This window comes from Thioalkalivibrio sp. AKL8 (genome assembly GCF_000380525.1).
GTDB lineage: Bacteria > Pseudomonadota > Gammaproteobacteria > Ectothiorhodospirales > Ectothiorhodospiraceae > Thioalkalivibrio > Thioalkalivibrio versutus.
The window spans coordinates 39,677-62,466 of sequence record NZ_AQYF01000006.1 but is presented as its reverse complement, the minus strand read 5'-3'; the positions used below and the strand labels follow the sequence as shown (position 1 = coordinate 62,466).

General features: G+C 67.0%; 20 protein-coding genes. 13 read left to right on the top strand and 7 right to left on the bottom strand.

The genetic code is table 11. The features are described 5' to 3' along the window. The first annotated feature begins 6 nt into the window (after positions 1 to 6). From G335_RS0104465 to dsrE2, 8 genes are all read left to right on the top strand, one after another. Entirely contained in the window at positions 7 to 717 is a 711-nt protein-coding gene (locus tag G335_RS0104465; protein ID WP_018176020.1) for a sulfur globule family protein, read from the top strand. Between the two features lie 596 nt (positions 718 to 1,313). Beyond that, the gene (locus G335_RS0104460) at positions 1,314 to 1,742 is read left to right on the top strand and encodes a sulfur globule family protein (protein ID WP_018176019.1); all 429 of its coding nucleotides are present in this window, start codon (positions 1,314 to 1,316) and stop codon (positions 1,740 to 1,742) included. A gap of 111 nt (positions 1,743 to 1,853) precedes the next feature. After that, a complete protein-coding gene (locus G335_RS0104455; protein ID WP_018176018.1) occupies positions 1,854 to 2,498 on the top strand; it encodes an AAA family ATPase in 645 nt (214 codons plus the stop codon). A 51-nt stretch (positions 2,499 to 2,549) separates the two neighbouring features. Further along, a complete protein-coding gene (locus G335_RS0104450) occupies positions 2,550 to 3,137 on the top strand; it encodes a DUF302 domain-containing protein (protein ID WP_018176017.1) in 588 nt (195 codons plus the stop codon). A 44-nt stretch (positions 3,138 to 3,181) separates the two neighbouring features. Then, entirely contained in the window at positions 3,182 to 3,703 is a 522-nt protein-coding gene (locus G335_RS0104445) for a hypothetical protein (RefSeq protein WP_018144418.1), read from the top strand. Between the two features lie 27 nt (positions 3,704 to 3,730). After that, positions 3,731 to 5,296: a dynamin family protein gene (locus tag G335_RS0104440; protein ID WP_018176016.1), complete on the top strand. Its 1,566-nt coding sequence runs from the start codon at positions 3,731 to 3,733 to the stop codon at positions 5,294 to 5,296. Positions 5,297 to 5,398: 102 nt separating this feature from the next. Next, the gene (locus G335_RS14245; protein ID WP_018144416.1) at positions 5,399 to 5,545 is read left to right on the top strand and encodes a hypothetical protein; all 147 of its coding nucleotides are present in this window, start codon (positions 5,399 to 5,401) and stop codon (positions 5,543 to 5,545) included. Positions 5,546 to 5,650: 105 nt separating this feature from the next. After that, on the top strand, positions 5,651 to 6,121 hold the full coding sequence (gene dsrE2, locus G335_RS0104430) for a sulfur carrier protein DsrE2 (protein WP_018144415.1): 471 nt from the start codon (positions 5,651 to 5,653) through the stop codon (positions 6,119 to 6,121). A gap of 108 nt (positions 6,122 to 6,229) precedes the next feature. Here the strand turns inward: dsrE2 and G335_RS0104425 are convergent, their stop codons facing one another. The 5 genes from G335_RS0104425 to hisI all read right to left on the bottom strand — a co-directional run bounded on the left by G335_RS0104425 (position 6,230) and on the right by hisI (position 11,749). Continuing rightward, entirely contained in the window at positions 6,230 to 8,032 is a 1,803-nt protein-coding gene (locus tag G335_RS0104425) for a long-chain fatty acid--CoA ligase (protein ID WP_018176015.1), read from the bottom strand. Between the two features lie 98 nt (positions 8,033 to 8,130). After that, entirely contained in the window at positions 8,131 to 9,180 is a 1,050-nt protein-coding gene (locus G335_RS0104420; RefSeq protein ID WP_018176014.1) for a nickel/cobalt transporter, read from the bottom strand. Positions 9,181 to 9,249: 69 nt separating this feature from the next. After that, complete coding sequence (locus G335_RS0104415) at positions 9,250 to 9,897, bottom strand: DUF1007 family protein (RefSeq protein WP_018176013.1); 648 nt, start codon at positions 9,895 to 9,897, stop codon at positions 9,250 to 9,252. A gap of 5 nt (positions 9,898 to 9,902) precedes the next feature. Then, complete coding sequence (gene cysS, locus G335_RS0104410) at positions 9,903 to 11,312, bottom strand: cysteine--tRNA ligase (RefSeq protein WP_018176012.1); 1,410 nt, start codon at positions 11,310 to 11,312, stop codon at positions 9,903 to 9,905. Next, entirely contained in the window at positions 11,309 to 11,749 is a 441-nt protein-coding gene (gene hisI / locus G335_RS0104405; RefSeq protein WP_018176011.1) for a phosphoribosyl-AMP cyclohydrolase, read from the bottom strand. The genes cysS and hisI overlap by 4 nt, the downstream gene beginning before the upstream one ends. Before the next feature lie 241 nt (positions 11,750 to 11,990). Between hisI and G335_RS0104400 the strand changes: the two genes are divergently transcribed. From G335_RS0104400 to G335_RS0104380, 5 genes are all read left to right on the top strand, one after another. Then, positions 11,991 to 14,078: a PAS domain S-box protein gene (locus tag G335_RS0104400; protein ID WP_018176010.1), complete on the top strand. Its 2,088-nt coding sequence runs from the start codon at positions 11,991 to 11,993 to the stop codon at positions 14,076 to 14,078. Further along, entirely contained in the window at positions 14,075 to 14,509 is a 435-nt protein-coding gene (locus tag G335_RS0104395; protein WP_018176009.1) for a response regulator, read from the top strand. Before G335_RS0104400 ends, G335_RS0104395 begins: the two co-directional genes overlap by 4 nt. 30 nt (positions 14,510 to 14,539) lie before the next feature. After that, positions 14,540 to 18,445 carry an EAL domain-containing protein gene (locus tag G335_RS0104390; protein WP_018176008.1) on the top strand — a complete coding sequence of 1,302 codons (3,906 nt, stop codon included), beginning with the start codon at positions 14,540 to 14,542 and terminating at the stop codon, positions 18,443 to 18,445. A gap of 98 nt (positions 18,446 to 18,543) precedes the next feature. After that, the gene (locus G335_RS0104385; protein ID WP_018176007.1) at positions 18,544 to 19,524 is read left to right on the top strand and encodes a M14 family metallopeptidase; all 981 of its coding nucleotides are present in this window, start codon (positions 18,544 to 18,546) and stop codon (positions 19,522 to 19,524) included. 18 nt (positions 19,525 to 19,542) lie between these two features. Further along, the gene (locus tag G335_RS0104380) at positions 19,543 to 20,331 is read left to right on the top strand and encodes a sulfite exporter TauE/SafE family protein (RefSeq protein WP_018176006.1); all 789 of its coding nucleotides are present in this window, start codon (positions 19,543 to 19,545) and stop codon (positions 20,329 to 20,331) included. A gap of 431 nt (positions 20,332 to 20,762) precedes the next feature. Here G335_RS0104380 and G335_RS0104370 read toward each other — a convergent pair whose 3' ends face one another. After that, positions 20,763 to 21,821: a GTP-binding protein gene (locus tag G335_RS0104370; protein WP_018176004.1), complete on the bottom strand. Its 1,059-nt coding sequence runs from the start codon at positions 21,819 to 21,821 to the stop codon at positions 20,763 to 20,765. Further along, a complete protein-coding gene (gene motB, locus G335_RS0104365) occupies positions 21,805 to 22,773 on the bottom strand; it encodes a flagellar motor protein MotB (protein WP_018176003.1) in 969 nt (322 codons plus the stop codon). Before motB ends, G335_RS0104370 begins: the two co-directional genes overlap by 17 nt. Positions 22,774 to 22,790 lie beyond the last annotated feature (17 nt).

Below are 22,790 nucleotides of genomic sequence, written 5' to 3'. Positions count from 1 at the left end.
TTCGCAATGAAGAAGCGTTTCAATTCCCGAATGATTGGTACCACGCTGGCCAGTGCCGCCGTGGCATCCGTGCTGGCCCTGGGCGTCGCCCAGGCCCAGGAACAGGGCCAGGGTCAGGGCTACGGCCAGGGTCCGGCGATGGGCCAGCAGGGCCCGGTGCCCGGCCCCTACGGGCATGCCCCGTACGGCTCCGGCATGGGCGCACACCCCGGTGGCGGGATGATGCAGCAGCGTGAAGGCTCCGGTGACTTCAGCTTCGGCATGTCCGGGCGCAGTCAGGGTCATGGCTACGGGCGCGGTCACGGTGATGGGTACGGCCAGGGCTATGGTCGCGGCCATCAGGGCTATGGTCCGGGATACGGCCCGGGGTATGGCCCCGGTTACGGCCCCGGTCCGCAGCAGGGCGGCTTCGGCCATCCGGGCATGATGCAGCCGGGCTATGGCATGCAGCAGCGTCAGGGCTACGGCCAGATGCAGCAGTTCGATCCGGACAACCTGCCGGAAGACATGCCAGAAGAGATGCGTGAGCGCATCCAGGCCCAGCACGCCGAGCGCCAGGAGCGCATGGAAGAGATGGAAGCCATGCGCGAAGCGCGTCAAAAGGCGATGGAAGCCGGACGTGCGGCGTACGAGGAAGAGATGGAGCGCCAGCGTGAGCGCCGCATGGAGATGATGCAGGAGCGTCGTGAATCCATGCAGGAAGAAGGCGAGTACTGATCTTCGGATCGGGGATCGCATGCCGACGGGCGCTGGTGCCCGTCGGAGTGGAAGCCAGACGGAGGCAGTTCGCCATGCAGGGCAGGCAGTCCGGTCAACCGAAACGCAGGCGGGTCAGAAACGCCCCGATACTCGGGGTATTGCTGGCCACGGGGTTTCTGTTGCCGGCCGCCGACCTGGCGGCGAGTGATCGCCACAACCCCTGGGCCTCCGGTACGCCGGAGGTGCAGCGGTCGGCCCCGGAACGCCCGCGCGGGCGTTTTCCGGACCGCGATTACGACCCGTCACGGCGGGGCGAATCGCGGGATGCGCCAGGCCCGCCGCAGCACGCTCCGGCGTACCGCGGCTACGGGCCGCAACACCCGTACGGCACACCGGGTGCTCCGTCGTTCCACACCCCTGGCGGGATGCCGGGGGGCTATCCATACGGGTATCCGGGGCAGTCCGGTTACCCGGGCATGGGCGGGCCGTCTTCGGTCTTCCCCTGGGGGATGGGCGGTTTCCCGTTCCCCTGACCAGTAAGGCGTGCATTCGGGAAGCCCTCCCCGCGTACACGCATTCAAATTGAGGGCATGACTCCTTCAGGAGGTAGCACCATGAACAAGTTGGTCAAAGCAGCAGTTCTCGCCGTTTCCCTGGGTGGCCTGGCCGCCCCGATGATGGCCTCCGCCCAGTGGGGCGGCCCCGGCTACGGGTATGGCCCCGGCGCCTATGGCCCGGGCTACGGCTATGGCCCGAGCATGCCGTTCTTCGGTGGCCCCGGTTACGGCTCCGGTCGTAATTACGGCATGGGCGACATGATGGGTGACATGATGGGTGACGGTAACTTTGACTTCTCCGCCAGCGGTCGTGGCCGCGGCCACGGCTACGGTCATGGCTATGGGGATGGCTACGGCCGGGGTTATGGTCAGGGTTACGGCCATCCGGGTTATGGCTACGGCCCGGGCTACGGCTACGGTCCGGGCTACGGTCCTCAGGGCTATGGCCCGCAGGGTCAGATGCCGCAGCAGGGCCAGGGCAACTAAGCCCGTCGCTGTTCGGGCCTGCCCGGTGTCGGGCAGGCCCCTTTTTTTCGGAGCCGTGCGGATTGGTGGGTTGCGCGTAGCCGCCAATCCGCAATGCTCGAAGGAGACGCCATGCAGACCGTCGTCGCCAATCTGAAAGGTGGTACCGGCAAGAGTACCGTGGCCTTTAACCTGGCCCTGTGGTTGCTGGAGGGGCGTCGTCGCGCCCTGACCGTGGATCTGGATCCGCAGCGAACCCTCAGCGATGTGCTGGAGGTGCGCCACGAGGAAGGCTACGAACCCGCGCTGGACGGGGTCAGTGATCTCGATGCCGTCCGCGCCCGCGCGGGCGATTACGACGAGGTGCTGATCGATGTCGGTGCGTCGGACATGGCCTCCCTGATGACTGCGGTGGAGGGTGCCGACCGTGTGCTGATCCCGGTGCCGCCCAGCCAGGCGGACGTCTGGTCGACTTATCGCTTCGTTCAGCGCATTCAGGAGCAACGGGGGTCGCGTGATCGTCCCGAGATTCTGGCATTCATCAATCGTGCCGATACGCACCAGGCCGTGCGCGAGACCGACGAGACGCACGAGGCGCTGCAGCAGATCGAGGGGGTCCGCTTGCTGAAGCCGCGGCTGAAGCAGCGCATGGCCTTTCGCCGTTCCTTCAGCGAAGGGCTCTCGGTGCGCGAACTGGAGCCCCGCGGCAAGGCCGCCGCCGAGCTGGATGCCCTGGCTGTAGCCCTGTTCGGGCGCAACCGCCGCAAGAAACAATAATGTGTCGCGTCCGGTGATCACCGGACGGCGGGCACCGAGCAGGAGAGCTTCATGCGCTTCATACGCAATGCGTTGGTCGTGATCGGATTGCTGGCACTGATTGGGGTGGGGTATGCCATTTTTGCTTTCGAGCCCTACCTCGGTCAGGTCCGCTCGCTGGATTCTCAAGCGCCCAAGGTCTATTCGCAGATGGCCCGCACGGTGCTGGAGACCGGCGACGCCGCGGAGGCCATGGTCTACAAGCGCAAGGTGGACGCGGGCCTGGCGGTCGACGAGGTCGAGGATATTCTGCGGCTGGTGGCCAACGAGCTGAATCTCCGCAACGTCGGCGAATTGCCGATGGGGGAGGAGGTACGCAGCGTTACCGGGGAGGACTTTCCGTTCCTGAAGATCTATATGTTCTGTGATGTGGCGATTGCCGCGCAGATGGTTCGCCACAGCCCGGCGATGGCTGCGTATCTGCCGTGCCGGATCGTGCTGCAGGAAGATGCCGAGGGCAATCTGTGGCTGATGACGCTGGATCTGGAGCCGATGATCCACGGAGGGCGGCCGCTGCCCGAGGATCTGCGCGAGCAGGCCATTTTTGTGAAGGAATCACTGGAGGAAATCATTGACCGCGCCGCCGTCGGCGCCTTCTGACGGGGGTAGCGAACCCGTTTCCATGCATCGACCAAGGGCGTTCAATGAGCGACGAGAGCAACAGTGATTTCAACAGGGTCCGCGACGAGGCGGACAAGGCGGATGCCCGCTCCCGGCGTGTGGAGCTGATTGTGTACGCCGCCTTGCTGGCCTTCGTGGTCCTGGCCATCTACGGGTTCTGGCTGATCACCAGCCTGACGCGGGATGTCAGCCAGCTGACCCAGGAGATCGCCCAGATGACCCAGGTGGTCGATCGCGACATGTCCACCATCGCCGGGCACATGGCCTCGATGGACCACCAGATGACGGACATCAACAACACCATGCGGGTAATGAACGAGGAAGTGGCGGTGATCGCGGGCAATACGCGCTCGATGGATGCCAATATCGGCTCGATGACGCGCGATACCAGCGTGATGGCGGGCGCGATCACGGGCATGCAACAGGACATGTGGAGTCTGAATCGCAATGTGGGGGCGCCCATGGGTATGATGAACATGTTCAACCCATTCACCGATCAGAGCGGTCCGGTCCGGGGTTCGCCGGGGCCGTATTACCCGCGCTGATCACGCGTTTCGACTGACGGAGTCCGCATGTTCAATCGTCCTGGCCCTCGGGTACGCAAGCAGCTCAAGCTGCTCAGCGACCGCCTTGCCGAAGAGAATCCGGTCCTGAAGGGGGTGGTCGACCCCTTCCGTGATCTGGACCGGGTCGGCTATGCGGCCGGTCTGCTGGATCCCACCGAAGACTCCTACGCCTTCACCATCTCCTGGTGGCCGATGATCGCCATGCTGGGGACGTTCTCGGCCGGCAAGTCCACCTTCATCAACGAATACGTGGGCACCATCGTGCAGCGCAGCGGTTCGCAGGCGGTAGACGACAAGTTCACCGTGATCAGCTACGGCGGAAGCGAGCACGTGCAGGAGTTGCCGGGGCTCGCGCTGGACGGCGATCCGCGTTTCCCGTTCTATCGCGTATCCGACGAGATCGAGCGCATCACCGACGGTGGCGGGCGTACGGTGGATCATTTCCTCGCGATGAAGACCGCGCGCGCGGAGCATCTGCGCGGGCGCATCATCATCGACTCTCCCGGGTTCGATGCCGACGAGCAGCGCGCGACAATCCTGCAGCTGACCGACCACATCATCGATCTGTCCGACCTGGTACTGGTGTTCTTCGATGCCCGCCACCCGGAACCGGGCGCGATGCGCGACACCCTGGAGCACCTGGTCAATCGCGTCGCCGAACGCAATGATTTCACCAAACTGGTGTTTATCCTTAACCAGATCGACACCACCTGGCGCGAGGACAACCTGGAAGAGGTTGTTTCCGCCTGGCAGCGCGCCGTGGTGCGTCAGGGCAATGCCACCGGGCGCTTCTATTGCCTGTACAACGAGAGTGCGGCGGTCGAGATCGGCGATCCTCAGGTGCGCGAGCGCTACGAGGAAAAATCCCGGCGCGACCGTCAGGAGATCCACGCCAAGATCCAGGAGATCAGTTCCTCGCGTTCCTACCGGATCCTTGGCTCGCTGCAGGCGATCGCCGAATCCATCGAGATGGACGTCATGCCGGCGCTGCAACGTGCGCTCGCACGCTGGCGCCGCCGTGTCATGCAGTTCGACGCCGGGATGTTCGCGGTGGTCGCGGTGATCTTGGGCCTGATTGGCTACCAGTGGACTGGTGGTGTGGCCCCGTGGACCGATGGCAGCGTCTGGCAGTCCATGGGCGAGCGCCCGTTGCTGACGGTCTTTGGCATCGTGGTGCTGGCCATCGTGCTCGGCGGGATTCACTTCTTCAATCGCCGCTGGCTGGCGCGCCGCATCGCGCGGACGCTGCCGACCGAGACCCCAGCCGGTAACTGGCGCGCGGCCTTCGAGAAGAACACGCGTCCCTGGCGCCCGATGATGGGACGAGCACCGCTGGGTCTGGGACGGCGGATGATCGGCCGCCTGCATCAGCTGCGCGACCGCGCCGAGGCCTACATCCAGCGCCTGAACAACCAGTTTGTGGATGCCAGCCCGGTCTCGCGCCAGGGCGGGCGGGCCTCGGCCAGCGATGTCTACAACCCGAAGGAGCCGGAAGCCCCGGTCCCTGACCCGACGCCGGGCACGGATGCGCCCCGCGATTACGCCGAGCCGGAGGCGCCGGAGAGGCGCTAGGGGTAGGTGCAGGCATGATGCCTCCTCCTGCGCCGGCTCGCAGCAAGCAGCACGACCAGCGGGTGCGATTACCGGCCGCTAATGTTGTGCAGGAGGAGAACGATGACCATACTGGCGTGGCTTATGTTCGCGCTGGCCATGATCCTGGTGCCCATCTCGGTATGGGCCAGCATGGCAGCGCTGGGGGTTTGTGCCGGGTGTGCACTGATCCGAGACTGGCGCAGGGGGCGTCAGGCGTCGGAGCAGTAGGCTCTCCCGCCCCGACACCCACGGGCTTTAACCAACTGGGGACGGATCGTGCGCAGGGGGCTGTGGCGGATCCGATTCCTGTTACCACTGGAGGAGAAAGTAGAAATGAGTGATCAAAAGAAGATGGCCATCATTGCCACGAAGGGTAGCCTGGACTGGGGTTATCCGCCCTTCATCCTCGCCTCCACGGCGGCCGCTCTGGGCTACGACTGCGAGGTGTTCTTTACCTTCTATGGCCTGCAACTGCTGCGCAAGAAACTGGATCTGCAGGTGACCTCGCTGGGCAATCCGGGCATGCCGATGCCGATGCCGATGCCGGTGCTTCTGCAGGCCCTGCCGGGCATGCAGAAGATGATGACCGTGATGATGAAGAAAAAGATGGCGGCGAAGGGCGTCTCCGATCTGGGCGACCTGCGCGAGCTGTGCCTGGAGGCCGAGGTACGCATGATTGCCTGCCAGATGACGGTGGACCTGTTCGACATGGACACCAGCGAATTCATCGACGGCGTGGAATACGCCGGGGCCGCCGCGTTCTTCGAGTTCGCCGGCGAGTCCGATATCTGCCTGTTCATCTGAGCCGGCAGCGCGCCTGGCGCGCCCCTCAAGGCCCCGCGGCATTGCGCTGCGGGGCCTTTTTCGTTTTTGGGTGCCTTCGTGCGCTTCGTGGCGACCGACAGAAAAAGATCAGTCGTGGCCGGCGTACATGGCCTCGATGGCTTTGGCGTAGTGCTTGGTAATGACCGGGCGCTTGAGCTTCATGGTCGGGGTCAGCATGCCGTTGTCCACTGACCAGGGTTCGTGCACCACGTGGACGTGGCGGATCCTGGCGTAGCCGGGAAAGTCGCGTAGCTGGTACTGCATGCGCTGGAGCAGGGCGCGCTCGGTAGCACGCGACAGGCGTCCGGCGGCAATGGGGTCGAGGTCGTGGTCCTCGGCGAAGGTCGCCCAGGCCTCGGGTTCGGGGACCACCAGGGCGCTCAGGAAGGAGTGGCCGTCGCCGACCACCATGACCTGATCGAACAGGGCATCCAGGGCGATGGCCATCTCCATGTCCGCCGGTGGGACCTTCTCGCCATTGGTCAGTACGAGGATGTCCTTCAGGCGTCCGGTGATGAAGATGCGGCCATCGTCGTCGATTCGTGCCTGATCCCCGCTGTGCAGCCAGTGATCCTGGTCGATCGTGGAGGCGGTGGCCTCTTCGTTCTTCCAGTAGCCAAGCATGACGCTGCTGGAACGGGTAAGCAGCTCGTCCATTTCGCCGATCTTTACTTCGACCCCCGGAAGGGGCTTGCCGATGGAGGCGGGCAGGTTGTCGTCCGGGGTGTTGACGCTGACCACCGGGCTGGATTCGGTCATGCCGTAGCCATGCAGTACCGGGAGGCCGAGGCCGATGAAGAAGCGGGCAATCGGTGGCGGCAGCGGCGCGCCGCCGCATACGGCGAAGCGCAGCTTGCCGCCCAGGCGATTCAGCACCTTTTGTGCCACGATTCGCTCCAGCAGGGGCCACAGCAACAAGCCCGGGGACCAGGATGCACGGCCCTGCCGGTATTCGAAGCGGCGCCAGCCAATGGCCACCGTGGCCTTGAACAGGCCACGGCCGATCGCGGATTTCTCCTTCAGGCCGGCCTGGATGCGGCCATGCACACGTTCGTAGATGCGCGGGACCGAGATCAGCACAGTGGGCTGCACGGACATCAGATCCTCGCCCAGACCCTGGATAGAGCGCGCGAAGGCGACCTCGGCGCCGATCAGCATGGGCATGTAATAGCCGCCGGTGCGTTCCAGCATGTGGGACAAGGGCAGGAAGGAGAGGAAGCGGTCGGTATCCGACAGCGGTCCGGCGGTGGAAGAGGCCTGGGCGTTGTCGAGAATATTGCGATGCGACAGCATCACGCCTTTGGGTCGCCCCGTGGTGCCGGAGGTGAACACGATGGTCGCCAGGCCCAGGGGGTCCAGGTCCGGGCGATGCACGTGGTCGGGGTCGCCGCGCTCCAGCCAGCGGTCGAGGTCCATCACCCGCGAGTCATCGGGCTCGCCTTCGGTGTGGCCCAGGCAGACGATGCGCTTGAGCGAGGGCATGTTTTCGAAGTGTTCGGACAGGCGGCGGTTGTGCATGCTCTCGCCCAGCAAGAGCAGGCGGGCCTGAGTCTGGCCAATGATGTAGGCGACGTTGTCGGGGCGGTCGTCGGTGTACAGCGGCACGGTAATCAGCCCCAGTTCGCTGGCGGCCTGGTCGAGGGCGACCCACTCGCGCGAGTTGCCGAGCATCAGCGCAACGCGTTCCCCGGGCTTGAAACCTTCGCGCGCCAGCGCAGCCTGCCAGCGATCCACCATCGCGGCCATTTCGCCCCAGGTGGTCTGCTTCCAGGTCTGGTCGTCGGCGCTGAAGTGGCGATAGGCCGGGGCATCCCGACTCATGGAGACCCGAGTGCGGAATAGCGCCGGCAGGGTGGGGGCCTGTTCCGGGGTGATGGTGGTCGACGACATGAGGGCCTCGCGCGCTAGGGTCCGATGACCCGGACGTTAGAGGAGGTGTCCATCCGGGGCAAGCGGGGCCCCGTGGACAACCTGTCGAGGGATTAAACCTAGCGAATCCCCAGCGGGTGGGCAACGGGCTGGTAGGCGATGGCGCCGAGGACCAGGCTGAGACCGATCAGGGCGATTACGCCGCCTCCGGCCAGGCCCAGGGACGGCCCAATGTAGGTGAGCCGGCCCATGCGCGTCGGGCCCAGCCAGCGACGGGTCCAGTCACGCGCGGAGACGGCGAGGGTCGCCAGCACCGAGACCGTCGCCGCCGTGCCCAGTGACATCGCCAGCACGGCGGCCACGCCAGCCCAGGCCAGGCCCAGGGCGGTGGAGACCGCCATGATCAGCACCGCGCCGGAACAGGGTCGAATGCCGACGGCCAGCACCGTGCCCCACCAGGTACCACGCTGGTTGGGATCCACGTGGTGCGGGGTGCCGCAGCCGCAGTGCGCGTCGTGTTCGTGCGCATGATCGTGATCGTGGGCTTGAGCGCGGTGGGCGCGATGCAGCCGCCAGGCATGGCGCAGGGCACGAACCATCAGCCACAGCCCGAGCAGCGCGACCAGGGCGAAGCTGGCGATCTCCAGGGTGCGTACCTGACCCAGGGTGTCGCGCGCCAGCCAGCCGAACAGGCCGATCAACACACCGACCAGGGCGATGGCGGTGACGCCCTGCGCCAGCGCGGAGGCGGTGGATAGCAGGATCCCGCGCCGCAGGTTCTGCGGCTGGGTCAGCAGGTAGGCGCTGATCACCGCCTTGCCGTGGCCGGGGCCGGCGGCGTGGAAGATCCCGTAGAGCAGGCTGACCAGGATGAGCGCCCCGGCGGTTTGTGCGGTAGGACCGTCGCGCAGGGCGTGCAGGCCCTCGGTCAGGCTGCGGTGCAACTGCCGCTGGGTCTGCAGCATCCAGCCGGTCAGGCGTTCCAGGTGGCCCGGGGGCTCAACCAGTGGGGTTGGCGCCTGATTGCCGCTGGCGGGCGCCCCGGTGGGGGCGCCCAGCGGGTGGCCGGTCTCGGCCTGCACGAGTCCGGAGCCGCCAAACAGCAGGGCCAGCAACAGAAGTAGCAGGTTGAGGGAAGGGCGGCGGAACAGGTCTTGGTCGGTGCGCATGGCGTTACTGTATAACACTCAGTCTGCGGTGTGGTGTGCGTGGCGTCCGATCGCGCGGCAGCACCGGGCTCAGTCGCATTCCAGCGTGGCGGTTTCCGCGAAGTGACGGCCCAGGTCGTTGACCGGGCTGCGGTCCGAACGTTCCAGGGTGGCGGCGTAGCGGATCAGCTGCGGGTCCGGTCGGGGCTCGGTGACGGCGACCTCGCAACCGGGCCGATTCTCCACGAAGACGATGTCGTCCGGGTCGTGCCGGATCTCGATCCAGTATTCCGGATCGAAGACGCGGTAGGTGAAGGCGTCACCGGCGGTGATGTCGTGTTCGTCCAGCGGCAGCTCGAAACGCAGGTGCAGGCGCCGGTCCTCCAGGGTCAGACGCGCGTTGCGAGCCTGCGGCACGTCCAGGCGCTCGTCGCCCAGGTTCAGTTCGGTGAAGTAGTCATAGGCAGCCAGGTTTCCGAGCATGCGTTCGGCGGCGTGTTCCAGCGCCGCATCGATGCCGGTGGCACCGTCGAGGTCCCGGGTCAGGTCTTCCAGCAGCATGTGGCTGTAGGTCGGGTCGATGCGCCAGGATTGCTCCATGCTCGCCAGGTTGCCGGCATCGTCGAAGACCAGCCCCATGCGCAGGTCGATCCACGCATGCGGGTGGGCGAGCGCGCCGGCCGGCAGGAGCAGGCCCAGAACCAGCGTCAATCGCATGAGCCAGGGGCGCAGATGCATCGGCTTCAGGTGGCTCGCTGCCAGCGCGTGCCATCCGGCGTGTCTTCCAGCTCGATGCCGCGCGCCACGAGTTCGTCGCGGATGGCATCCGCCTTGGCGAAGTCGCGGTCCTGGCGCGCGGCCTTGCGTGCGGCGATGCGCTCCTCCACCCAGGCGGCCAGGTCATCGTCCCCGGCGTCGCCCTGAAACCACGCGGCTGGGTCCTGTTGCAGCAGACCCAGCAGGGCGGCGCCCGCCAGCAGTTCACCCTTGCGGCGGGCCCGTTCGGCATCGTCGGATGCTGTTGCCAGGGCGTCGGTCATGCGGTGCAGCGCGGTGATCGCGGCGGGGGTGTTCAGGTCGTCCAGCAACGCCGTGAACACTGCCGTGTCGGAGGCAGCAATGTCGTCGGCCTTGATATCGGCCACGTCGCGCAGTACGCGGTACAGGCCATTCAGGCTGTTGCGCGACTGGGTCAGGGTCTCTTCCGAGAAGTTCAGCGGGGCGCGGTAGTGGCGTGACAGCAGCGCCAGGCGCAGGACCTCGCCGGGGTAGTGCTGCAGCAGGTCGTGCAGCAGCTGAAAATTGCCCAGCGACTTGGACATCTTCTCGCCGTCGATGGTCAGGTGCCCGTTGTGTACCCAGTAACGGGCGTAGTGGGTACCGTGCTCGTGGCAGCCTTCGGCCGCGCAGCCCTGGGCGATCTCGTTTTCGTGGTGCGGGAAGACCAGGTCGTGGCCGCCGCCGTGGATGTCGATCATCGGGCCCAGGTGGCTGCGGATCATCGCTGTGCACTCCAGGTGCCAGCCGGGGCGGCCCGTGCCCCAGGGGCTCTCCCAGCCGGGCTCGCCCGCCGCGGCCGGCTTCCACAGCACGAAGTCGCCGGGGTGGCGCTTGTAGTCGGCGACCTCGACCCGGGCGCCGGCCTGCATGTCCGCCAGCGAGCGCCCGGACAGGGCGCCGTAGTCCGGGTAGGAGGTCACGTCGAACAGCACGTGGTCGTCGGCCACGTAGGCATGGCCGCGTTCGATCAGGCGTTCGATCAGCTCGATCATCGGCTGGATGTGTTCGGTCGCGCGCGGCTCGAGGGTCGGCTTGAGCGTGCCGAGTTCGGCGATGTCCTCGTGGAAGGCCCGGGTGAAGCGTTCGGTCAGCGCGGCGATGGGCTCGCCGTTGTCGGCGGCGGCCTTGTTGATCTTGTCGTCGACGTCGGTGATGTTGCGGGCGTAGACCACGTGATCCGGGCCGTAGAGCTCGCGCAACACGCGGAACAGCACGTCGAACACGACCACCGGCCGGCCGTTGCCGATGTGCACGCGGTTGTACACGGTGGGGCCGCAGACGTAGAGCGTCACCCGCTCCGGGTCCTGGGGCACGAACGGCTCGTCGCGCCCGCCCAGGGTGTTGTGCAGTCTGAGGGTCCGGGCCGCGCTCATTGCCCGGTGTCCTTGCCGTACAGCGTCTCGGGGGCGATCTCGGGATCGCTGGTCACCACGACGGTGTCCTGTCCGACCTGCAGGTAGAAGCAGCTGCGCCGCCCCGTGTGGCAGGCGGGGCCGGTCTGGTCGACCTTCAGCAGCAGGGTGTCGCCGTCGCAGTCCAGGTGCAGCGAATGCAGCTGCTGCACCTGCCCGGACTGCTCGCCCTTGCGCCACAACGCCTGGCGCGAGCGCGAGTAGTAGCAGACGCGTCCCGTCGCCAGGGTCTCGTCCAGGGCCTCGCGGTTCATCCACGCCAGCATCAGGACCTCGCCGGTGTCGTGCTGCTGGGCAATGGCGGGGATCAGCCCGCCGGCATTGAGCTTCAGGCGATCCAGGACCGCTGGGGTCGGGTGGCGCTCGCCACGGGGCTCGCCTTCGAGTTGCTTGAACATCGCTGCGTCCGCTTGCGGGAGCGGCGAAGAATACCATTTTCGAACCGCGCTCCGAAGCCCGCAATCCGGCCCCGCCAGACCTGGGTTGCGCTTGGGCCACGGGTGGTCGATGCTCGAGACAGGACAGCTGGCGGGCAGGGAATGCCGGCCGCGTCTCCATGGCGGTCGGAGGAATGGCATGGCGGGAGACAACAAGGGAAGCTGGAGACCCAGCGCGGGGCGCACCGCGTTACTCGTCGCCGTGCTGTATCTGGTTGTCGGGCTGCTCTGGATCGCCCTGTCCGACCGGGCCCTGCTGCTGATGGTCGACGATCTGGAGCTGCTGGGGCAGTTGCAGACCCTCAAGGGCTGGGGCTACGTGGTGGTTACGGCCATCCTCCTGTTCCTGCTGGTGTATTTTCCCCTCAAGGCCCGTGACCGCGCCTCGCGCGAGGCGCGCCGGCTTACCGGGATTGTTGAACGTTCCCCGGTGGTTGCCATCGAGTGGGCTACCACCCCCGGCTGGCCGGTCACCTTTGTCTCCCCGAATATCGAGCGCTGGGGCATCGCCCGCGATGCCCTGCTGCGCGGCGAGGTGCACTATGCCGACCTGATCCACCCCGATGATATCGACCGCATCGTGACCGAGGTCGCCGCGCACATCGAGCGCGGCCCGGACCGTTACACCCAGTTGTATCGCCTGCGGGACGGACCGGGCGGCTGGGTCTGGCTGGAAGACCGGACCTGGCTGACCCGTGACGAGTCCGGACAGGTGATCCGTATCAATGGCCTGCTGGTGGACGTGACCGAACGCCGGCGCGCCGAGCAGGACCTGCGTGATTCCGAGACCCGCTTCCGTGCGATCTTCGACAACGTGCAGGAGGCGATCCTGCTGCAAGACCTGGATACCGAGGCCCTGATCGGGATCAACGCTGCGGCCGAGAAGATGTACGGCTACAGCCGTGCCGAGTTGCTGGCCTGCAACGTGGCCGATCTTAGCGCGGACGAGACCGGATTCGACGTTCAGCGCCAGAAGGCCCTGATGGAGCGCGCCCGGCGTGGCGAACAGCTGGTGTTCGAATGGCGCGCCCGGCACCGTGACGGCCACGGGTTCTGGGTGGAGGCCAACCTGCAGGTCACCGAGATCGCCGGAGAGAAGCTGCTGCTGGTGACGCTGCGCAATATCGAGGCGCGCAAGCAGGCGGAGGCCGCCCTGGCACGCCAGGTGGATCGCCTGAGCCAGGCCGAGCGCCACGCCGGCCTGGGCAGCTGGGAGTACCTGCTGGATAACCGCGAGTTGTGGTGGTCCGATCGGTTGTATGCGCTGCTGGGCTGTGATTCCCACTACGGCAAGCCGACGCTGGAGTCGTTTGCCCGCAATTTCTTCGACCTCGAGTCCGCGGACGGGGCGAGCTTCTCCGCGGCGATGGAGACCCTGATCGCCGGCGGCCGGCCCGGGCCCCAGCGGTTGCTCCTGAAGGCCCGGCCCGAGGCGCGCGAGGAGGCCTGGTTCAGTCTCACCATGGAGGCGCCGATCGAGCGCGCCGACGGCCTGCATTACGTACAGGGCACGGTGCTGGAGGTGACCGAGCTCAAGCGCAACGAACTGGAACTGCGCAATCTGAATGCCACGCTCGAACAGCGGGTGGCGGAACGCACGGCGGCCCTGCAGGCGCTTAACCAGGAACTGGAATCGTTTTCCTATGCCGTCTCCCACGACCTGAAGGCACCCCTGCGCGGAATCGAGGGCTACAGCCAGTTGCTGGAGGCGGACTACGGCGAGCAGCTGGAGGGTGAGGGTCGCGTCTTCCTCAGCAATATCCGCAATGGCGTGGCGCAGATGAACGAACTGATTTCGGATCTTCTGGCCTACTCGCGCATGGAGCGTCGGCCGCTGGAGGAGCGCACCGTCCGCGTGCGCGCGCTGGTGGAGGAGGTGCTGGAGTCGGTGGATCCGGGACTGCGTGAGCGCGCCGAGGTGAGTATCGAGATCGACCCCGATCTCTGCTTTGTCAGCGACCCGGATGGCGTCGCCCTGATCCTGCGCAACCTGCTGGAGAACGCGTTCAAGTTCAGTGCCGAGCGCGAGGCCCCGCAGGTAACGGTGCAGGCCGAATCCCGCAGCGCTACACTCGGGATCACGGTGCGGGATAACGGGATCGGTTTTGACATGGCGTTTCGGGATCGTATCTTCGATATCTTCCAGCGCCTGAACCGTGCCGAGGCCTATCCGGGGACCGGCGTCGGCCTGGCCCTGGTGCGCCGTGCAGTCCACCGGCTGCGCGGCGAGATCCGCGCCGACGGCACGCCGGGCGAGGGGGCCGCCTTCCACGTGGAGTTCCCGCGATGAGCCACGCCGGACGTCAGCCCTCCATCCTGGTGGTGGAGGACAACCCGGTGGATATCGATCTGATGCAGCGCGCCTTCAAGCGGAGAAACCTCTCCAACCCGCTGGAGACCGCGCGCGATGGGGTGGAGGCGCTGGAGTTTCTCGATCGCTGGGAGCGCGGCGAACTCGCGCCGCCGGCGGTGATCCTGCTGGATATCAAGCTGCCCAAGGTGGACGGACTGGAGGTGCTTCGGCGTATCCGTGCGCACGAACGCTTCCGGCGCATTCCGGTGGTGATGCTGACCTCCTCCAGCGAGGACCGTGACATCGCCACTGCCTATGACTGCGGCGCCAACTCCTACATTGTCAAACCGGTGGATTTCGCCCAGTTCGTGCAGGTCGCCGAGCAGGTCGAGCTCTACTGGTGCCTGCTTAACCACCCGCCGGTCTGAAGCCGCGGCCCCCTTGCAACCCGAGACCCCATGCGAATCCTGCTCGTAGAAGATCACTCGGCAGATGCCGATCTGCAGCGCCGCGTCCTGGAACGCCAGGTTCCGGGCGCGGCCGTGTCCCCGGCGGGGTCTCTGGCCGAGGCGCGCGCGGCGCTGACCGGGGCGGATGGCTTCGACTGTGTGGTAGTGGATCTGCGCCTGCCGGATGGCAGCGGTCTCGACTTGATCAGCGAGCTGCACGCCGCGGGACGCGGCGAGGCCGTGCTGGTGCTCACCGGGCACGGCGAACAGGAAACCGTGGTGGCGGCGTTTCGCGCGGGTGCCGATGACTATCTGACCAAGGCCGATGGCTACCTGGAGCGCCTTCCGGGGCGGGTGGTGGATGCTTGCGCCCGGCGCGAGCTGCGGGTGATCGAGGCGCGTGAGCCGCTGCGGGTGCTGTATGTCGAGCACAGCGAATTCGATGTCGGCCTGACCTGTCGCGAACTGGCGCGCACGGCCCCACATGTGCAGCTGGCGACGGTGCACACCGCCGAGGGGGCCCTGGCGGCGCTACCGGAAAGTGCCGCCGGGGAGCTGGACTTTGACTTGTTGTTGGTGGACTACCGGTTGCCCGGAATCGACGGCCTCGAACTGGCGCGCCTGGTGCGCGAGGACCGCGGACTGGACCTGCCGACCATCCTGGTGACCGGGCAAGGCACCGAGGACCTCGCCGCGCGTGCCCTGCGTATGGGCGTGGAGGATTACACGGTCAAGCACGAGGGCTATCTGAAGACCCTGCCGATGCTGCTGGACCAGGTGTATGCCCGCGTGCGGCTGCGCCGGGAACGTGCGGCGCTGGCGGCGTCCGAAAGGCGCTACCGCGAGGTGATCGAACGCGCCGGCGATATCGTCTTCGAGACCGATGCCGCCGGTTGCTGGCGTTTCCTCAATCCGGCCTGGACGGCCATCACCGGCCATTCGGTGGAATTGTCGATCGGCGAGGAGATGCTGTCGTTCATGCCGCTGGAGGATCGCGGTGTGGCGGCGCGACTGCTGACGCGCGCCGCGGAGGCCGACGACGGCCGGCTGGGGGCCGAGATTCGTCTGCGCGCGGCCGATGGCTCGCTGTGCTGGCTGGAGCTGCGCGGCCAGGTCAATCTGGATGCCGCGGGCCGGGCCACGGGCCTGTCCGGCAGTCTGGTGGACGTGACCCGGCGGGTGCTGGACCAGCGCGTTCAGGAGGTGCGCGGGAACGTACTGGCACGCCTGGCCACGGGGGAGCGCGATCCACGCCTGCTGGAGGATGTGGTCAAGGGCCTGGAATCGCTGGCGCCTGACCTGCACGGCTGCATCATGCTGCTGGATGCCGACAGTCAGGAACTCTACGGCGTGGCGGCTCCGCGGCTGCCGGACCCGCTGCGCAGTGCCACCCGCCGGATCCGCGCTGCCCAGGGGATGGCCTCCTGCGGCGAGGCCGCCTGGAGTGGCGAGCCGATGATCATCGAGGACTGCGGGACGCACCCGAACTGGGCCGGGTTCTGCGATCTCGTGCGTGGGGCGGGCTTTGGCGCCTGCTGGTCGTTCCCCTTCCGGGATGCCGACGGTGGCGTGCTGGGCACCCTGGGTATTTATCTCGGCGCGTCACGCGGACCCTACCCTGGCGAACGGGTGCTGATCGACGAGTTCACCCAGATCGCGGGGCTGGCGGCGCAGAAGCTGCGCGTCTCGCAGGCACTCGGCGAGCGCGAGCGCGCGCTGCGGACCGCCGCCGAGCTGACCGTGGAACTGTTGCGCGAGGACAACCCCGCCAGCGTGATCCACCGGCTGCTGGCCGAACTGGGGCAGGAGGCTGGCGCCGACCGTGCTTATGTGCTGGTGGCCGAGCTGGACCACGCGGTGCGCGAGGCCCTGGATATCCACCGCTACTACTGGGTGCGTTCGGATACCGAGGAGATGATTCGCCCGCCGCCGCTGCGCAACCTGAGCCTGGAATCGGTCCTGCCGCGCTGGCACGAGATCCTGCAGGGCGGCGGTGCGGTCGATGTGCTGACCCGCGAGCTGCCGGATGAGGAACGCGCGATCCTGGAGGCCTCGCAAAGCCAGGCTGTGCTGCTGGTACCCCTGTACGTGGAGGGCGAGTACCGCGGGTTCCTCGCGCTCGACCGGGTGCGGCGCGCGCAGCGCTGGACCGAGGCGGACCAGAGCCTGGCGCGCATCGTCGCCTCCAGTCTGGGGGCGGCGCTGGAACGGCGCCAGGCCTTGCTGGGCCTGCGGCGCATGGCGGCGGTATTCGAGAGTACCCGGGACGGCATCATCATCACCGACCTGACCCCGCGGATCGTCGCGGTGAATCCGGCCTTCGTCGACATCACCGGTTTTTCCGAGGCCGAGGCGATGGGTCGCAACCCGAGTTTCCTGCAGTCCGGGCGACACGATGCCGATTTCTTCAAGCGCATGTGGGGCGGGCTCCAGCGAGAGGGACACTGGCAGGGCGAGATCTGGAACCGGCGGCGCAATGGCGAGGTGGCCCCGCAGTGGCTCAGCCTCAATACCGTCTATGACGAGCAGGGCCAGGCCCTGCATTACGCCGGCGTACTGACCGACATGTCGGAGCTGCGCCGGTCGGAGGATGAACTGCAGTACCTGGCGCAACACGATGCCCTGACCGATCTGCCCAATCGCAGTCAGCTGCAGGTGATGCTGGGGCAGGCGCTGGAGCGTGCCCGCATGCATGGGTACCGGATTGCGGTGCTGAATCTCGATCTGGACCGGTTCAAGAACGTGAACGATTCCATGGGGCACCCGGCGGGCGATCAGGTGCTGGTGGAGGTCGCGCGGCGTCTGCGCGGGGTGCTGGGGCCAACCCATGTGCTGGGTCGGCTGGGCGGCGATGAATTCCTGATTGTGGCGGAGAACCCGGACAGCGACGACGAGATCGCGCGCTGCGCCCGCAGTTTGCTGGCAAGCTTCGAGCGCCCCTTTACGCTGGAGGACGGGCGTTCGGTCTATCTGAATGGCAGCATCGGCATCAGTCTCTACCCGGATCATGGCGACACCGTGACCGCGCTGATCCAGCACGCGGATGCGGCGATGTACCAGGCCAAGGCATCCGGGCGCCAGACCTGGAGTGTCTATACCCAGGCCCTGACACGCGCGGCCGACGAGCGCCTGGAGCTGGAGAACCGACTGCGCCAGGCCCTGCAGGACGACAACGGCGAGTTGCGGCTGCATTTCCAGCCACAGGTGCGGCTGGAGGACGGGCAACCCTTCGGCATGGAGGCGCTGCTGCGCTGGCAGCCGGCACAGGGGGAGATGATCCCGCCGGATCGCTTTATCCCGATCGCCGAGGACACCGGGTTGATCGTTGCGCTGGGCGAGTGGGTATTGCGCGAGGCCTGCGACGCCGGGCGCCGATTGCTGGACCGCGGCGCCGGAGATTTCGGTCTGGCGGTCAATCTGTCCCCGGTGCAGCTGCAGCGCAGCGACTTCGTCAATCGCGTGGCGGAGATCCTGGCGCTGACCGGCTTCCCGGCCGCCCAGCTGGAGCTGGAGATCACCGAGACCGCGATCATGCAGCAGGGCGATCAGGCGATTGCACGGTTGGTGGCGCTGAAGGCGCTGGGGGTGAAGCTGGCCATCGACGACTTCGGGACCGGGTATTCCTCGCTGGCGGCCTTGAGGACCTATCCGCTGGATGTCCTGAAGATCGACCGCAGTTTCGTGGATGGTGTTGCCAGCGAGAGCGCCGACCGCGAGATCGCCGCCACCATCATCGCGATGGGCCGCAACCTGAATATGCAGGTGATCGCCGAAGGCGTGGAGACGGCGGAGCAGGCGGCCTTCCTGCAGGAGCGCGGCTGTGCCCTGGGTCAGGGGTATCTCTACAGCCGGCCGCTGGAGATCGAGGCGCTGGATGCCTGGATGACGAAGCATGCCGGCCTGCCGACACCCTGAGGGGCCCCGCTGGGTCAGTGTCGTCAGGCATGCCCACATGGCATCCCCTGGGCCGCTCCGGTAGCCTTTAGGCCCGTCTCTTGCCCGGAGCTGCCCCGATGTCCGATCCGTCCCGTCCCACTGCCTTGCGTTCGATCACCTTTCACGGCCTGGAGCCGGGGCCGCGTCTGATCGTGCTGGGGGCGGTGCACGGCAACGAGACCTGTGGCACCCAGGCCACCGAACGCCTGCACGCGGAGCTGGAGTCGGGGCAGCGGCGTTTGCTGCGCGGACAACTGACGCTGGTGCCGCGCACCAACCCGCTGGCCTATCAGCTGGAAAGCCGCATGGGCGAGCGCAACCTGAACCGCAATCTGCGCGTGACCGACGAGCCGCAGGACTTCGAGGACCGCATCGCCAACGTGCTGTGCCCGCTGCTGGCGGCGCATGATGTGCTGCTGGATCTGCACTCGTTCCACACCGGTGGGCAGCCGTTCATCATGCTCGGCCCGCGCGACAACGACGGCGAGCTGGAAGGCTTCACGCACGCGGCCGAGGAACAGGCGCTGGCGGCCTGCCTGGGGCCGCAGCGCATGGTCGAGGGCTGGCTGGATACCTACGCCCGCGGGGTCGCGCGCCGGATGAAGAACCCGAACGCCAGCCAGCGCGCGCAGATGCTCAGTACCGACCCGAGCTACGGCATCGGCACCACCGAGTACATGCGCTCGCAGGGCGGCTACGGCGTGACCCTGGAATGCGGCCAGCATGACGACCCGCAGGCGCCGGAGGTGGCGTACAACGCGATCCGCAACACCCTCGCGCATCTGGACATGCTGGAGGCCCCGGCCACCGCGGGCCAGGCCAGTCCGGAGGTGCTGCGTCTGGTCGAGGTGATCGACCGCGACCACCCGGATGACCGCTTTGCGCGGGAGTGGAAGAGCTTCGATCCGCTGGCGGCCGGCGAGCTGATCGGTACGCGTGCCGACGGCACCGAGGTGCGTGCCCCGGAGCCGGGCTTCATCGTGTTTCCCAACCCCAATTCCTTGCCGGGCAACGAGTGGTTCTATCGCGCCGAGTTCAGTGACCGCAAGGTCGTCTGAGCCGGGATACCGCGCGGCATGGACTTTGCGCCCTCCGGCGTTGCGTTGCTGCTCCTCGCCGCCGGGTTCTTCGCCGGCCTGCTGAATGCGGTGGCCGGTGGCGGCAGTTTCCTGACCCTGCCGGCGCTGATGAGCGTTGGCGTGCCGCCGGTGGCCGCGAATGCCACGGGGACCGCGGCCCTGCTGCCCGGTTATCTGGCCAGCGTGCTGGCGGATCGGCGGCAGTTACGCGGGGCGTGGCAGGAGCTGGGCCGAGGGCTGGTCTGGGGCCTGCTGCTGGCGGGGGTGCTGGGCGGGGCCCTGGGGGCCTCCGTGCTGCTGCTGACCGGGGATGCCCGGTTCCGCGCGCTGATCCCCTGGCTGTTGCTGCTGGCCACGGTGCTGTTTGCCCTCGGCCCTTGGTTACAGCATCAGGCCGCGCGGACGCATTCGGGGCCGCTGCGGGTATTGGGGGCCGGGCTGGGCTGCGCTTACGGCGGCTATTTCAACGGTGGCGTCGGCATCCTGCTGCTGGCCATCCTGCGTGGCCAGGGGATCACGGATCTCGCGCGGGCCAATGCGGTGAAGAACCTGCTCTCCTCGGTGCTGACCCTGATGGCGGTGGGGGTCTACATCGCGGGCGGGCAGGTGGTGGCGACCGGGCTGCTGGCTGTCGGGGCCGGTGCGATCCTGGGCGCGCGGCTCGGTATCGCCCTGGTGCGCCGCGTGCCGGAGGCCGGCTATCGGCATGCCGTCACCCTGATCGGGGCGGTGATTACCCTCTTGTTTTTCCTCGATCCCGCCTGGCTCGCGTCGCCTGACATCTAGGCTGCGTCGAGCGAAGCGAAGCGAAACACATCGGTCGGCGTGGCGTCTTTCCCTGTAGCGTGCGTCCTGATGCGTTTCGCGGGGCTCAACGCATCCTACGAGGCGTCGATTGGCGCCGGGTGCTGGGTCAGGTGTTCGGGGTGTGTGCGGCTTCGAATGCCTTGGCGAGGGCGTCCAGGGCGGTGGTATCGGATTGCGACAGGATGGCCTCGATGCGGGGGCGCCGTGGCGTGTCAGGGGCGTCCATCGGCTCGAGCCCGTCGTGGCCGCCCACGGTTGATGCGGCGTCAGCCCTGGTCGGTCTTGTAGGATGTGTTGAGCGAAGCGAAACGCATCGTTCGGGGTGGCGTCTTTTGCTGTAGCGTGCGTTCTGATGCGTTTCGCTTCGCTCAACGCATCCTACGAGGCGTCGATTGGCACCGGGTGGTGGGTTAGGTGTTCGGGGTGTGTGCGGCTTCGAATGCCTTGGCGAGGGCGTCCAGGGCGGCGGTATCGGATTCCGGCAGGATGGCCTCGATGCGGGGGCGCAGCGGCGTGTTGGGGGCGGCCATTGGCTCCAGCCCACCGTGGCCGTCCACGCGGTTGATGCGGTGCCAGCCTTGGTCAGTTGCCACCAGTCCTTTCAAGCGGTCGCCGGTAAAGCCGTCGACCAGGCCTGCGAGCGTTGCGTGGTCGACGACCTGCCCCTCGGGCATCAGCCAGCTGCGACCGATGTAGCCGTCGCCGCGGGTGTCGATGGTGACCCATTCGTCCGTCGCGGGAGCAGGGTGATCGTGGTCATGTCCATGAGCGTGGGCGTGGGCATGATCATGCCCGGGGTCCGCGGATTCAGTCGCGGCGTCGAGGAAGGCGCGGGCCTCGGGGAACAGGGCACCGCCGCGCTCCAGCCGGGGCCGGTCCAGCCATTCGCGCTCGATGCGGGCCTGAGTCGTCTCGACAACCAGGGGGCGCGGCGAGGGCATCGCGGCGACGTAGGCATGCAGCGTCTCGCGGTCATCCTCGCTGTAGAGGTCGGCCTTGTTGGCCAGGAGTACATCGGCCAGGGCGATCTGGTCCTGCCAGGTCGGGTGCTCGCGATGGCGGGGCGAGGCCAGGTGGCGTGCGTCCATCAGCGTCACGGTGGCGCGCAGATCGAGGACGCCGGCATAGGGCGGTTCGGTCAGGGTGCGGATGATCTGCGCCGGGTGCCCGAGACCGGTCGGCTCGATCAGGATGCGGTCGGGTTTCTGGCTGCGGATCAGCCGGTTCAGGCCGACGGTGAACATCTGCGCCGAGACGCAGCACAGGCAGCCGCCGGGGATCTCCTCCAGGGCCACGCCGGTATCCGCCAGCAGCCCGCCATCCACGCCGATCTCGCCGAACTCGTTGACCAGCACAGCCCAGTGCTCGCCTTCCGGGCGCTGCGCGAGCAGGTGACGGATGGCGGTGGTCTTGCCGACGCCAAGAAAACCGGTGATCAGGTTCAGCGGGATGTCACGGTGCTGGGTCATTTCCGTTGGGCTCGTTCGGTTGTGTGGCGGGCGTGTCGGTGTCGTCGTCTGCCGGCCCCAGGCTGTCGGCCGGGACGCCCTCGCTTTCGAGGCTTTCGCGCATCGCTTCCTCAGCCTCCTTGTTAAGGACGATGATCGAGATGCGACGGTTGATCGCGTCCTCCGGATTTTCGCGGTTGAACGGTACGCTGGCGGCCAGCCCGACGACCCGTGCGATCTGGTCGGGATAGGTGCCGCCGGCGACCAGCGCCCGGCGGGCCGCGTTCGCGCGATCAGCCGAGAGTTCCCAGTTGGTGTAATCCGGGCGCAGCAGCGGGCGCGCGTCAGTGTGTCCGGTGATCGAGACGCGGTTGGGGACCTTGTTAATCAGGCTGGCCAGTTCACGCAGGATCGCGTCGGCGTGCTCGAGGGGCCGTGCGCTGGCGCTGTCGAACATCGGGCGGTTCTCGCGATCGATGATCTGGATACGCAGACCGTCGGGGGTGATGTCCAGCAGCAACTGGTCCTTGAAGGGCTCCAGCGCCTGGCTTTGTTCGACCGCTTCCTCCAGGGCCCTTTGCAGTGTCTCGAGGGCCTCACGGTCGCGCGCCTCGGCCAGGTCGTCCAGGGTTTCATCGTCGATGCCACTGGGGGGAGCGACGGATTCCGGGTCTTCCATCAGTTCTGGCAGGCCCTCGAAATCGATAATCGACGGGTCCACTCCTGTGCCGTCCCCGGGCGCCTGTCCGGGGACGGGTGCAAGGCCTTCGAAGGCTGACGGGTTCTGAAAGTACTCGGATAAACCGGCAAGATCTTCGGCCTCCATCGCGGCGAGCAGCCACAGGAGCAGGAAGAAGGCCATCATCGCGGTGGCGAAATCGGCAAAGGCCACCTTCCACGAACCGCCGTGGTGAGCGGCCTTGACCACCTTCTTCTTGACGATGATCGGCTGGGTCTTGTCCTCGACGCCCATGGATGCGGTCCGGACGG